This window comes from Amphritea atlantica, assembly GCA_024397875.1.
GTDB classification, from domain to species: domain Bacteria; phylum Pseudomonadota; class Gammaproteobacteria; order Pseudomonadales; family Balneatricaceae; genus Amphritea; species Amphritea atlantica_B.
Genome location: CP073344.1, coordinates 1,628,588 through 1,642,150 on the forward strand (window position 1 = coordinate 1,628,588; position 13,563 = coordinate 1,642,150).

Consider the following 13,563-nt stretch of genomic DNA (forward strand, 5'->3'; position numbering starts at 1 on the left):
CGAGGCGACAGGGCTTCCCCCGGACGAAAGTTATTTTTATTAAAACTTATGGTCATAATATCATTTTTTAAAGCGGTTAACGCTTCATACGGCTGCCTGTCCGGGTATAAAATTGTGCTAACTACTATCAATTGAGCAGAGCAGGTTTATGTCACAGGAACATCCGTTTGCCCCCTTTGTGCGAATTCTGGGAAAAGGAAAGCAGGGCTCCCGCTCACTGAGTCAGGCTGAGGCTCGCGAGGCGATGGAGATGATTTTAGACGGTCAGGTAGAGCCAGAGCAGTTGGGTGCGTTTCTCATGCTGTTGCGGGTGAAAGAGGAGTCTCCTGAAGAGCTGGCCGGGTTTATCGAGGCTGTGAGGGGGCGTTGTGCAGCTCCGCAACAGTTGAAAGTGGATCTGGACTGGTCGACTTATGCAGGCAAGAAACGTCAGTTGCCGTGGTTTATTCTGGTTGCGTTGATACTGGCTGAAAACGGTATCCGGGTATTTATGCATGGTGCCCGGGGGCATACACCGGAACGGATCTATACCGAAGACTGTCTGACACTGTTTGGTATCACTGCCTGCAACAACTGGAGTGAGGTCGCTGAGTCGCTGGAGGCCTCGCAGTTTGCCTTTATGTCGATCAATACGCTCAGCCCGGAGATGGGTCGAATCATCAACCTGCGTCCGGTGCTTGGACTCAGGTCGCCGGTACACACGCTTTGCCGGCTGATCAATCCCCTGCACGCGCAGCACACAGTTGATGGTGTTTTTCACCCGGCTTACGGCCCGATGCATCAGAAAACATCCCAGCTGCTGGGGGTTGAGAATGGCCTGACAATTAAAGGCGATGGCGGTGAAGCTGAGGTGAAACCGGATGCTGAGTGTGATTTGCAGTGGACTCGCAGCAGTGAGTACAGCACCTCTCAGTGGCCGCGCTACTACCCACGCCGCCTGGTTAAGCAAAATCTTAATCCGGATGATCTGTTAGGGCTATGGCGCGGTGAAACAGCTCATGAATACGGTGAAGGTGCGGTCATCTCAACTCTGGCACTGATACTCAAGCTACTGAACAAAGCCGATGATGATGGCGGATGCTTCGAACTGGCAGAGCAGATGTGGCAAGGGCGGAATAAGGGACGATTCTGAGATCGGGAAGCATGCTTTTCTGGCTAGACGTCACTGGGTGGCTTGCTAGCGGTTAAACTCGGCAGAGCCGCCAGCAGGGTCGCAGACTTCGTTCTGGCAAGCAGCGAAGTTGCGACTGGTGGCTGCTCTGCTGCTTCAATCTCTTCTGAGCTTATCCGATACAGCAATCGGGCTTGGGAAGTTGAATATCACTACGTATGTAGATAGCAGGAAAGTCAGAATGGCTGTTGCCTGAATAACGTGGGAGGCTTCCTGGCCTATCATTGCGGCGCTGGTTGCCATGTAGGCGATCAGCAGTGAGAATTCACTTATCTGGCCCAGCCGGAAACCCACTTCCCAGGCGAGCCTGTTGCTTTCACTGATACTCTGTAACAGAAAGCGAAACACGACAGGTTTAATTATCAGAACCAGGGCCGCCAGTATCATTGCCGGGATAATGATCTGTCCCAGAAGTCCCAGATTAAAGCTGGCGCCAATAGAAAAGAAAAACAGAATCAGGAAAAAGTCACGTAACGGCCGTAAACTGGTGGCGATATACTGAGAAATTGGGCTGGTTGCAAGGCTGACTCCCGCGATAAAGGCACCGATCTCTGCCGACAGTCCCGCCGTATGGGCCAGTTCAGCAAGGCCGAGACACCAGCCAATAGCGACCAGAAAGATATACTCATGGAAACGGTCAAATTTCTGAATCAGTGGCAGTAGTATATAGCGGACAAACAGCAGTGCGGCGCCGATAATCAGGGGTAAAGCGATAGCTGTTTTAAGGAAGGTTGTGAGCTGATCGGTACCGTCGTCTCCGCTATTGAGAAACAGCAGTACCAGAATCGCAATGACGTCCTGCAGTAGCAATAAGCCCACTACAAGTTCCCCGGTATGTTTGTGGTGCAGTACTGTAGTTGGCAGCAGTTTTATACCGATAATGGTACTGGAAAACATCAGTGCGACACCGATAATAATCGCTTCTGTGCGGGTAAAGCCAAACGCGATGCCCACCACATAGCCGATAGCCATAAAGATGATGGCGCTGAAAATTGCCACCAGTGTGGCTTTTTTTAGCATATGGACAAGATGGCTGGGCTGCATATCGAGTCCCAGCAGGAACAGCAGGAAGATGATGCCTATATGGGATATATCTGAAAGCAGCGCGGTATCCTGGATAAAGCTATAACCGTAGGGACCCAGTGCTGCACCCAGCACAATATATGCAACAAGGAGTGGCTGACGTGTATAGAGTGCAATCGAGGCGAGTACAGCTGCCCCGGTAAAGATAAGAAAGAAAGAGAACACCAGACTTTGTTGCATCATAAATAAGAAAACATCCTGTACATTAAGGCTGGATTGATCGGTTGAGCTGATTCGGATTACCCCTTCAGTCTAACCAATCTATATGTGGATATGAACCCAGTTACGCTGCTTCCAGATATAAATAAAAATCAGCGAAGAGCTTGCCCGGTGAAAAACCTGTAACAGCCAGATCCCGATGAGCCCGTAACCCAGCCATGGACCGATCAGCCAGGCCAGAGGCAGATAAAAAAACCATTGCCCTGCAGTACTGATGAGTAGGACAGACCGGTTTGCACCCGCCCCCAGCAGTGCCTGTGTTAAGACAATGGCGGCGGCATCCAGACAGATGGCCAGTGCCGTGAGCATCAGCGGGGTATGTGCTTGATTAATGGCTTTATCGGTAGCCAGAAACAGACTCAGCAGCTGATCCGGGTATAGCCACATTGGCAGGCTGAACAGGAAAATGATGACAACCGCCGTGATAATCACATCCCATCCCCAGCGGCTGGCCAGTGCGGGGTTGTGTTGCCCCAGCGCATGACTGACCAGCGTGGTGGAGGCTACACCCAAGCCGACGGCCGGCAGAATCAGGAGCAGTGCCAGATTTATCAGCACATGTCCGATTGCCTGTTCGGCGGTTCCCAGTAGTCCGATAATCCAGAACAGAACCATAATTGAAACGGCAAAGAAAAATTGCTGTATGGAGTGAGGAATGGCCAGGCGCAGTAGCGATCTTAGCTCGTTAAGTGTGGTGTGCTTGAAGCTGAATAAGCCGTTTCTGGCCGCAGATGGCAGTGTTACCAGCGCGAACATAGCCGAGCCCAGGTAGAGTGAAATGGTTGTTCCCAGGCCAGCCCCGGGAGCACCCATGGCCGGAATACCAAAATGACCAAAGATAAGAATGTAGCTGATCAGCACGTTGAGAACTTGCACCATCAACAGGATGCGCAGATAAACGATCGGTCTGTTGGTGCCGTTCCAGTAGCCGCGAAAACTGAGATTCAGTCCGACCGCCAGAAGTGCGAGAACACGGTAGCTGAAGTAGTTATCAGCAATGGTCTGGGCCTGAATGTCATCACTCAGTAGCGTCATTAACCACTCTGAGTTGATATAAAACAGGATGCTTAGTGGTATAGCGGCGCAAAATGCGACAACGACTCCCCAGCTCAGTGGCGCAGCTGTTTCTGAGTCGAGTTGTTGTCCACGGCGGCGGGCAACAAGTGCCTGAACACCGGATGAGAGGCCCAGTATCAGGCTGACTGCAACGAAGTTGGTATATCCCCCGATACCCACGCCCGCCAGCGCAGTTTCACCCAGGCGGCCCACCATCGCGGCGTCTACCAGATTGAGAATGCTTTGTGACAGCATGCCGCCAATAATTGGCAGCCCCAGGACGAGAATGGTTTTAATGCGTTGCAGGCGATTCAAAAATCCCGATTCCCTGTTGTCGAAATGGGCTGCAAAATGCCCATCATAATGTTGTGCGGACTGCCACAAAGGTGTAAAACGGGGCAGTTTAACAGAATTGAATAGGCGATGTTCTGGATAATAACTGAGCAATTTACTCAGGTTTAGAAAACGTGTATCCTTTCAGTCATATTGAGACAGTGATTTAACAGGAATTTTAATGAATATTACAGTCACCGAGTCAGCTGAAATCTACCTTGCTGAGCTGCTTGAGAAACAGAATGTTGAAGGTATTGCTGTGCGGATGTTCGTCACCCAGCCGGGAACGCCGTACGCTGAAACCTGTCTGGCTTACTGCCGTCCTGATGAAGTGGTCGAAGATGACGTTGTGATGAAGAAGGAGAAGGTGACGTTTTATTTTGAAAAAAACAGTCTGCCATACCTTGAAGAAGCAACCGTTGATTTTGCAACTGACAGAATGGGCGGTCAACTGACGATCAAGGCACCGAATGCTAAAGTGCCTAAAGTCTCTGACGACAGCCCGATGGAAGAGCAGATAAACTATATTCTATACGCTGATATAAACCCGGGACTCTCTTCTCATGGCGGTGAAGTAAAGCTGATTGAGCTGGTTGAAGAGGAGGCGGGTCATATTGCTATTCTGCAGTTTGGCGGTGGTTGCCAGGGGTGCAGCGCCGTTGATATGACGCTTAAGGATGGTGTTGAAAAAACACTGGTTGAGCGTATACAGGGACTGGCAGGTGTTCGCGATGTAACCGACCACACAGTAACCGACAACGCTTACTACAAGTAAGGCTGATCTGCCCCGAAGCCCGGCCTGTCCGGGCTTTTTTGATTGTAAAACTGATACCCGCCAGACAGCCCACCATTTTGGTACGTTGTTAGCCTCAGGATGAACTGATATAACGCTAACAATGATTATTGCTTTTTTATGTAAGTTTTACTGGGGCATGGTTGTTTTTTGCCGTCTAAACCCCATTAATCATTAAGAACGATATGTTATACAGCCCGTAACTGCTGTCTCTCCCGCAGTTTCTTTCGAAAAAGGAGTAAGGTCCATTATGGCACCACTCGAGAATGATAAAGAGATCACTACCACCACGTTGCCGGTTTTGCCGCTACGTGATGTTGTTATATACCCTCATATGGTGATCCCGCTGTTTGTAGGCCGAGAAAAATCTATTCAGGCCCTTGAAGCCGCGATGCTGCAGGATAAGGAAATTCTGCTGATTGCTCAGAAAAATGCCTCGGATGATGAGCCTGTAGGCGGTGATCTGTTTTCTATCGGCACAGTCGCGAGCGTGCTGCAGATGCTGAAGCTCCCGGATGGCACTGTAAAGGTTCTGGTTGAAGGTGATTATCGTGCGCGTATAGAAACCCTGCATACCACTGATACCCACTTCACTGCAGATGTAACTGTTTTACCGGTCAGCGAAGTCAGTGACAGTGAAGCGGAGATTTATAAACGTACTGCACTGGATCAGTTTGAGCGTTTTGTTCAGGTGAATAAAAAGATTCCGGCTGAGGTTCTGACCTCGCTGGGTTCGATTGATGAGATTGGCCGTCTGGCGGATACGATTGCCGCGCATATGTCTCTCAAGCTGGATGAAAAACAGAAAATATTAGAAATTCTGGATGATAAGCTGCGTCTGGAACATCTGATGGCGCTGATGGAATCTGAGATCGACCTGGTTGAAGTTGAAAAACGGATCCGTGGCCGGGTTAAGAAGCAGATGGAAAAAAGCCAGCGAGAGTACTATCTGAATGAGCAGATGAAAGCGATTCAGAAAGAGATGGGCGACCTGGATGAAAACGGCAATACCGATATCGAAGAGTTGAAAAAACGCATCGATGAAGCGGGTATGCCGAAGGAAGCGCTAGATAAAACTCTCAATGAATACAACAAGTTGAAGATGATGTCTCCGATGTCAGCTGAAGCGACTGTTGTGCGTGGCTATATCGACTGGATGCTGCAGATCCCATGGTCGAAGCGTTCTAAACTGCGTCATGATATGAAGCGTGCAGAGGTCATTCTCAACGAAGATCATTACGGCCTCGAAGAGGTCAAAGACCGCATTCTTGAATACCTGGCGGTACAGCGCAGGGTGCGTAAGCTTAAAGGGCCTATCCTTTGTCTGGTGGGGCCTCCGGGTGTGGGTAAAACCTCTCTGGGTCAATCGATCGCACGGGCAACTAATCGTGAGTATGTGCGTATGGCGCTGGGTGGCGTCAGGGATGAAGCCGAAATTCGGGGACACCGCCGTACCTATATCGGTTCGATGCCAGGCAAGCTGATTCAGAAGATGTCTAAAGTGGGGGTTAAAAACCCGCTGTTCCTGCTCGATGAGATCGATAAAATGGGTATGGATCAGCGTGGCGATCCGGCTTCAGCACTGCTGGAAGTACTCGACCCTGAACAGAACAGCACTTTCAATGACCACTACCTGGAAGTCGATTACGACCTCTCAGATGTGATGTTTGTCTGTACCTCAAATTCCATGAATATTCCCGGCCCGCTGCTGGACCGTATGGAGATCATTCGTATTCCGGGTTACACCGAGGATGAAAAACTTAATATAGCGCGTAAGTATCTGATACCTAAGCAGATTAAGATGAATGGTCTGAAGAAAAATGAACTGACGATCGAAGATGAAGCGGTTACCGATCTGATCCGCTATTACACCCGCGAAGCAGGTGTTCGGGGACTGGAGAGAGAGCTCGCTAAGATCTGCCGGAAGGTGATTAAAGAGATCGCACTGGGTGACGATAAGAACGCTTCGATTGTCGCTAATAGCGGGAATCTGGAGCATTATTCGGGTGTACGCAAGTGCAACTTCGGTGTTGCCGAAGAGCAGGATCGTATCGGTCATGTGACCGGTCTGGCGTGGACCTCAGTCGGTGGTGATATCCTCACCATTGAGTCCGCTGTCGTGCCTGGTAAAGGTCGTCAGATTCGCACCGGTTCCCTTGGCGAGGTGATGCAGGAATCGATTCAGGCCGCTATGACTGTGGTTCGCAGCCGGGCGGAATCGCTGGGTATTAATCCTGATTTCCATGAGGAAAACGATATCCATATCCATGTGCCTGAAGGTGCAACACCAAAAGATGGACCAAGTGCTGGTATCGGGATGTGTACTGCATTAGTATCTGTCCTGACAAATATTCCGGTCCGCTCCGATGTAGCGATGACCGGAGAGATCACCTTGCGTGGGCAGGTACTGCCTATCGGTGGCTTGAAAGAGAAGCTGCTGGCAGCCCATCGTGGTGGAATCAAAACAGTTATTATTCCGGATGAGAACAAGCGTGATCTGAAGGAAATTCCTGAAAACATCAAAGCAGACCTTGAAATCTGTCCGGTTAAATGGATAGACGAAGTATTGCAAATTGCCCTGAAATACAGTCCTGAACCGCTGACTGAGGAGCAAAAAGCAAGCTTTTCTGAAAAGAAAAAGCAAGCAAAAAATGAGCGGGGACAAATAAAACCACATTAACACAAAATAGTGGCAAATCTGGCTGCAACCCGCTTGACACCTGATTTGCAGGCTTGGTATAAATTGTCCGTCAACTTGCTGGGCATGGGCTACAGAATATAAAAACGATTCATATAAGGGGAACAATGTGAATAAATCTGAACTAATCGACGCAATCGCAGCTTCTGCGGATATTCCAAAAGCTGCTGCTGGCCGCGCACTGGATGCTACACTGGAATCTATTTCCGGCGCTCTTCAAAAGGGTGATTCTGTTGCACTGGTAGGCTTCGGTACTTTTGGTGTGAAGGAGCGTGCTGCACGTACTGGTCGTAACCCTCAGACTGGTCAGCCTATTCAGATCGCTGCTGCGACTCTGCCTACTTTCAAGCCTGGTAAGGCATTGAAAGACGCTGTAAATAAGTAAGAAAAGCTAGCGCCTGATCCGTAAGGATCGCTGGCACCCGGAGCGGTAGTTCAGTTGGTTAGAATACCTGCCTGTCACGCAGGGGGTCGCGGGTTCGAGTCCCGTCCGTTCCGCCAAATGTGAGATCGCTGACAGTTATGGTTAGTGTTCTCTGGGTAACGAAAACCGGTCAAACGGTTCCGTATTGCCAAACATATAAAAGGCGCATCCTGTCAGGATGCGCCTTTTTTTCTATTTGTACATTACCTTAGAGGCCAAGAGGCATCATGCTTCAGAATATCCGAGATAACTCCCAGGGAATCGTTGCCAAGATCATTGTTGGTCTGATCATCGTCACCTTTGCACTATTTGGGGTGGAGTCCCTGGTCAGTCTGACCTCAGGTTCAAACGCCCCCGCTACCGTGAATGGTGAAGAGATTAGCGAGCGGGATGTGTTGCAGGGAGCTGACCTGCAACGTCGTCAGCTATTGGCGCAGATGGGTGAAAATGCAGATCCAACCCTGCTGGATGATAATCTTATTCGTAAGGCGACACTGGACAATCTGATCCAACAGGAGATTCTGCTGCAGTCTGCAACCAGTCAGGATATGCAGATCGCTGATCAGGCACTGGATCAGATGATCGTCAATACCGAGGATTTTAAAGTCGATGGTGTATTTAATCCCGATCGGTACCAGGCGGTACTGCGAAATGCGGGGCTGACGCCAATGATGTATAAGAATCTGCTGCGTAAAGAGAGTCTTATCAGCTATGAGCGCTCCGGATATATGCTGTCTGCATTTGTTCTGGATAGTGAAGCGGAAAGGGTTATGGCGCTGGATCGGCAAACCCGTGACATCGCTTATGTTACTGTGGGACTGCAGGATTACATGGAAGGGGTTTCTCTCACTCCGGCGGATCTGAGCGAATACTACGATGCTCATCAGCAGGACTTTATGACCGATGAGCAGGTTGCTATCGAGTACCTGTTGATCAATAAGGCGGACCTTCTAAAAGAGGTAACCATCGATGATGCTGAGTTGCAGTCGCAGTTTGAGCAGCTGAAAGCGGTATTCAAATCTGAAGAACAGCGCATGGTATCCCATATCATGATCGAAGTTTCTGACAGCGTTGATGATGCCGCTGCGCTGGCTAAGGCGCAGGATCTTGAAAAGCGGTTAGCGGCAGGTGAAGATTTTGCTGAATTGGCAAAGGCTGAGTCTGATGATCCTGGTTCAGCTCCTGCCGGTGGTGATCTGGGGGTTTATCAGCAGGGCATGCTCGACGGTCCGTTTGAACAGGCTGTCTACGCTCTGAAAGCTGGAGAGGTGTCTGAGCCAGTGCGTACTGCATTCGGTTATCACATCATCAGGCTTACCGGTCTGACAGTGTCAGAGGCTCCGGAATTCGAGGAGGTTAAGGACCAACTTATCGCTGAGCAGATGGAAAATAAAGTTGAGCAGATCTACGTTGAGCAGGTTGGACAGCTGACCGATCTGGCATTCTCATCTGGTGATCTGCAGGAACCGGCTGCTGAGCTGAAGCTGAATATTGTCGAAGCGGCTCCTTTTAGTCGTCAGGGCGGAAATGATGATATCACTGCCAATCCACGGGTTATTCGCGCCGCCTTTAATGAGGAGCTGATTCGGGATGGCCTGAACAGTGATCCGATCGAGCTGGATTCGGGTCGTACGATGGTGTTGCGTGTTAAAGAGCATATCCGTCCGCGTCAGCTGAGTGAAGAGGAAGTTAAGCCGCAGATCACTGATATCCTGACGCTACAAAAAGCAGGCGAAGCGTTGCAGGCCTCTCTGGCGTCAGAGCTTGAAAAGCTGCAGCAGGGTGCTGAGCGCAAGCCCATCAACGGAACTGAGTGGCAGATGGCAGAGGCTGTTGGTCGTGGGGATCGCGATCAGCCTGCAGAAGTTATGGCTGCAGCGTTTAAGCTGCCTAAGCCGGAGCAGGGCGCATCCTACTCTTTGATCGCACTCAATGATGGAGCCCGGGCAATCGTTGCGGTAACTGCGGTTAACGAACCTGATCTGTCTGCGGTATCGGATGATGAGAAAAAAGCGATGCGTAATATTCTCAGTCAGCGTGCTGGCCAGTTTGATTACCAGGCGATGACGGAAGCACGCAAAGAGGCTGCCGAGGTTGAAAGGCTCTGATTGGTTTCGGAATCCATAGTAAAAAGGCTGCGGATGCAGCCTTTTTTATTGCACCGGGTTATTGTTTATAAGTATGGAGTTACAATAATAGGTCAATTGTGTAATATTAAAATCACGCCAAGGAGATCAGATGGCAACCACAGACTATGGAAGGTTTGTTTTAAGTCCTGCAGCATTCAGTCTTTCAGCTAAATCATAAAGCGTGATGAGTTCGAAAACTTAAGCTCCGTGATTTTTACTGACAGTGAGTTTCAATAAAACTCTCCCAAAGGGAAAGACACAACTTGAAAGCTTTGGATATGCGGATTCAGTTGCTGCGATGGGCTGAAATCAAACGGATTTAACTAAACAGGCAAAGCCCCGGTCCTCTGATTACATTGTAGTAACACTGTTTATCGCAGCGGTCCTTTGTCAGGACAAATTAACAGACGGCCTGATTTCTAAAGATCTAAGACTAATATGGATCAACCGCTTTTATAAAAGGAGTTTATTCTGAAAATGGAAACAATTAGCGGCATTGCATTAGAAAAAAACACAGCGCTGAATAATGTGGCAAGTCAAACAGCGCTCGTATTAGAAACCAATAACCTGCGCGGCGGTGAAAATTATGAACAGGTGGTGAGCAGCCTGAAACGGGTGACCGGACTACTGACACAACAAAGCATTCCAATGACGGCACTTGCGCAAATAGTCATTACACACGATGGTTTGGATGAGTCTTCCCGTGGAGTTCTGGAAGATATAGCCGGGCGTCACATCGATTTTGTGCTGATAGATTCAAGTACAGGCTACTATCATGCTAAGAATGCGGGGTTTGCTGCCACGAATCCTGAACGCTGTAAATGGGTCGTTTTTGCTGATGCTGATTGCGTGCCGGCACCGACCTGGTTAACTGAGCTGTTGTCTCCATTTATAGATGATAACACTCTGGGTGCGGTGGCAGGCCGTACCAGCTACGCATCTAATCTTGCTGGCACAGCACTGACAACGCTTGATTTTATGTATTTTCCAAGCCCTCTGGCAGAGGGCGCCACACGTAATTTCTACGCCAATAACGTTGTCTTTCGCCGTGATGTTTTTGCTGAATATCATTACCAGGATTTAGACAGTGTCTACCGGGCTCATTGTCAGGTTCTCGGTCTGCAGCTGCAATCGCAGGGTATAACGCTACATTACGCGGCTAAAGCTCACACTGTTCATCGCTTTCCCGATAGTTTGAGTGACATACTTAAATTGAGATGGTTGCGCGGGCAGGACACCTGTGGGCTCACACCATTCCTGGTGCAAAGCTACATGCCTGCAGGTCTGCAATGGTTGTCGCGAAGTGGCCCTATCGGACCGTTATGTGCATTGATTGCCCGATTGGGTTTTAGCATGCGAGCCCTCAATAATCAGGATCAACCAGCGGTATCCGGGCTTCGCTGGATAGCTGCAATATTCTTAATTATCTGCTTCTCCGCCCTGGATATGAGTGGTGCTCTGATGCGCGGTTTGGGGTTGCGCCTTCCGCGTGGCAAAGACGGTGGTGACGTTCAGGCTTTATCCTATCATGGTCCATCTAAATGAGCTTGAAACACAAAGTCGCGAGTCCGCTAGATGAATTTACGTTGGCATATTTGGAGCCTGATGCTTATGAATACTGATACTTCACCGTTATTGCAAGATAGCTTCGCCCCGCCCGCGTTACCCGGATGGCCACGTTTGCAAGCTCAATGGGTAAACGACATCAAACGAGCGGCGCTACGCCAGCTTCATTCAAGTAACGCAGGTGAGCGGTTGTTGCTGCGTATCTATCTTATTGGTGAACAGGCAACTGAGATAGCGCTTCAGCGTGATCTCGTCACCGAGCCACCAGACTGGTTGGTGCAGCAAATGGATCAGCACTTAGCTGAAGAGCAGGAGCATGTTCGGGCCTTTGGTGCGGCACTGGCTGAGCGTGGTGAAGATAATGAGGCTTACAGTCATGCGCAGCCAGACTGGTTAAGTCGCCGCAAAATAGCCCAATGGCATGCTATAGCCCGTTGCTATGAGGCGTCATTCGCTAACGGCTTGCTGGTACCCGCATTTGCCATCGGGTTGTGCGCGGAACAGATGGCGACTCGCGTGCTGGAGCGTCATGTCCTATTGCTCAATGAAATGCCCGAATCACACCCTTTGCAGCCGTTATTGGTTCGCGTCCTGGCGGACGAGGGCAGGCATGTTCGACTTTGCAGCGATACTTTAACCCGCCTGATAGAGCCCTATGAGCAATTGGCATTTAAAAAGATGTTGGATGAGATCCGTACTATTGATCGTTCCTGGTCAGTGACTGGCGCTATTGGACTGCTTTTAATCGGGTTGATTTTTAGACTGCGGCCGGACAGGAGTTAAGTGTATGCGTATTGCCTACCTGGCCACAGCCGATGCCAGAGGTCATCTGATGCGGTCACAGTTGCTCACTCATGCACTGCAAGCCCGGGGAGTCAGCGTACAGCTCATTACCACATCAGATGAAGGTCAGTTGTTTTTAGCTGGCTTTGGCCTGACTGCGACAGTGTTGTCGCGTCATTACTCTGTGCAGTTTGATATGCAGCAAAATATGTTGCGTGATGCAACAGATGCTAATGTAGCAGGCTATATCTTTCACCCTAATCGCATGGTGCGAGACATATTTAAACTACGCCATGTGCTTCGTGAAAATGACCTCGTGCTCAATGACTCATTTCATCCAGCCCTGTTGTTTATGGGATGTTTACCCATTTGGCGGCACAAGGTAGTTCACATCTATGGCGCCAGTCTGCGGCAGGCATTGGAAACTAACTTTGATGGGCGTATTCCAGCTATTGTAGCGAGGCTGTACAGCCGTATTATTGCGTTCCAAATTAATCGTGCCAGAGCGCGTCTGGAACATGATTTTGCATACTGCCCCACGGCAGAGCGGGTAGGAAACACCATTCGTATACCTACCCCAGTTGCTGTGGTAAAGCCGGGAAATATTCAATCTGATCAAACCCCAGTGCACGTTGCGGTGTATCTGAATCCGCATTTTTGCGATGCCGCACTAGCCGCAGCGTTGGAGCGGGGCATTGCTGATACAGGTCTCACTGCTCACTTTGTTGGCGAAGGGATGGCTAACCGGCCTGGCTGGGTGGCTCAAGATGCTGACTGGGCAACCCGCGCTGCCAGCAGTTCACTGATCATTTCAGCACCGGGTATGGCAGCCTTATCGATAGCTCAGGTCTATGATCGTCCAATCATTCTGGTGCTGACAGATCAGCCCGAGCAACAACGTAATGCCGCGCGTGCTAAAGAGCTTGGCTTGCGGCACCGCACTGTCGTTTGGCAGGGTGATTCAGAAATGTTTGCGGCCAGTATTTATGCCGCATGCGAAGCCTTGTATACAGATGTGGAGTTTGCTGCAAGTGATAAGGCTGATAGTCGTGGTTATGACATGGCGGTCAGACGGCTTGAAATATGGCTGGACGAGCTTGTTTTTCCGGACTCCAGTGGTGACTCCTAATTGATAGATTAAGCAATCCATCAGATATAAGCAGAATTTCTTTAAACGTCAGGTCTGAGTAAAATAGATATCGCTTAACGGATATCGGTCGTTTTGGATCCCGACAATAACAGAGCCCTGTCCGTATGTGGTAGGGTAGTTCAAAAACGTAATCGGTACTCTGGAGTTAGTCTGTTCTT

Annotated in this window: 10 protein-coding genes and 1 tRNA gene; 9 read left to right on the forward strand and 2 right to left on the reverse strand. The window is 49.7% G+C overall.

Annotated features, from left to right (window positions below; translation table 11 throughout):
- Positions 1 to 148 precede the first annotated feature (148 nt).
- Positions 149 to 1,132: a glycosyl transferase family protein gene (locus KDX31_07410; protein ID UTW04818.1), complete on the forward strand. Its 984-nt coding sequence runs from the start codon at positions 149 to 151 to the stop codon at positions 1,130 to 1,132.
- A 135-nt stretch (positions 1,133 to 1,267) separates the two neighbouring features.
- Here the strand turns inward: KDX31_07410 and KDX31_07415 are convergent, their stop codons facing one another.
- Positions 1,268 to 2,437 carry a cation:proton antiporter gene (locus KDX31_07415; GenBank protein UTW04819.1) on the reverse strand — a complete coding sequence of 390 codons (1,170 nt, stop codon included), beginning with the start codon at positions 2,435 to 2,437 and terminating at the stop codon, positions 1,268 to 1,270.
- A gap of 78 nt (positions 2,438 to 2,515) precedes the next feature.
- A complete protein-coding gene (locus tag KDX31_07420) occupies positions 2,516 to 3,844 on the reverse strand; it encodes an MATE family efflux transporter (protein UTW04820.1) in 1,329 nt (442 codons plus the stop codon).
- A 199-nt stretch (positions 3,845 to 4,043) separates the two neighbouring features.
- Here KDX31_07420 and nfuA point away from each other — a divergent pair, with 199 nt between their 5' ends.
- The 8 genes from nfuA to KDX31_07460 all read left to right on the forward strand — a co-directional run bounded on the left by nfuA (position 4,044) and on the right by KDX31_07460 (position 13,384).
- Positions 4,044 to 4,637, forward strand: coding sequence for a Fe-S biogenesis protein NfuA (nfuA, locus tag KDX31_07425; GenBank protein ID UTW04821.1), 594 nt, complete (start codon positions 4,044 to 4,046; stop codon positions 4,635 to 4,637).
- Positions 4,638 to 4,905: 268 nt separating this feature from the next.
- Positions 4,906 to 7,335, forward strand: a complete 2,430-nt coding sequence (gene lon, locus KDX31_07430) for an endopeptidase La (protein ID UTW04822.1) — start codon at positions 4,906 to 4,908, stop codon at positions 7,333 to 7,335.
- Positions 7,336 to 7,462: 127 nt separating this feature from the next.
- Complete coding sequence (locus tag KDX31_07435; GenBank protein UTW04823.1) at positions 7,463 to 7,738, forward strand: HU family DNA-binding protein; 276 nt, start codon at positions 7,463 to 7,465, stop codon at positions 7,736 to 7,738.
- 39 nt (positions 7,739 to 7,777) lie between these two features.
- Positions 7,778 to 7,854, forward strand: a tRNA-Asp gene (locus KDX31_07440).
- 150 nt (positions 7,855 to 8,004) lie between these two features.
- Entirely contained in the window at positions 8,005 to 9,885 is a 1,881-nt protein-coding gene (locus tag KDX31_07445) for a SurA N-terminal domain-containing protein (protein UTW04824.1), read from the forward strand.
- Between the two features lie 498 nt (positions 9,886 to 10,383).
- Positions 10,384 to 11,451, forward strand: a complete 1,068-nt coding sequence (locus tag KDX31_07450; protein ID UTW04825.1) for a glycosyltransferase family 2 protein — start codon at positions 10,384 to 10,386, stop codon at positions 11,449 to 11,451.
- 66 nt (positions 11,452 to 11,517) lie between these two features.
- Entirely contained in the window at positions 11,518 to 12,255 is a 738-nt protein-coding gene (locus KDX31_07455; GenBank protein UTW04826.1) for a hypothetical protein, read from the forward strand.
- Positions 12,256 to 12,259: 4 nt separating this feature from the next.
- Complete coding sequence (locus KDX31_07460) at positions 12,260 to 13,384, forward strand: hypothetical protein (GenBank protein ID UTW04827.1); 1,125 nt, start codon at positions 12,260 to 12,262, stop codon at positions 13,382 to 13,384.
- Positions 13,385 to 13,563: the final 179 nt, after the last annotated feature.

Coding starts and splice junctions, on each gene's coding strand:
- KDX31_07460 (UTW04827.1), top strand. CDS start 12,260: ATGCGTATTGCCTACCTGGCCACAGCCGATGCCAGAGGTCATCTGATG.
- nfuA (UTW04821.1), top strand. CDS start 4,044: ATGAATATTACAGTCACCGAGTCAGCTGAAATCTACCTTGCTGAGCTG.
- KDX31_07410 (UTW04818.1), top strand. CDS start 149: ATGTCACAGGAACATCCGTTTGCCCCCTTTGTGCGAATTCTGGGAAAA.
- KDX31_07445 (UTW04824.1), top strand. CDS start 8,005: ATGCTTCAGAATATCCGAGATAACTCCCAGGGAATCGTTGCCAAGATC.
- lon (UTW04822.1), top strand. CDS start 4,906: ATGGCACCACTCGAGAATGATAAAGAGATCACTACCACCACGTTGCCG.
- KDX31_07450 (UTW04825.1), top strand. CDS start 10,384: ATGGAAACAATTAGCGGCATTGCATTAGAAAAAAACACAGCGCTGAAT.
- KDX31_07455 (UTW04826.1), top strand. CDS start 11,518: ATGAATACTGATACTTCACCGTTATTGCAAGATAGCTTCGCCCCGCCC.
- KDX31_07415 (UTW04819.1), bottom strand. CDS start 2,437: ATGATGCAACAAAGTCTGGTGTTCTCTTTCTTTCTTATCTTTACCGGG.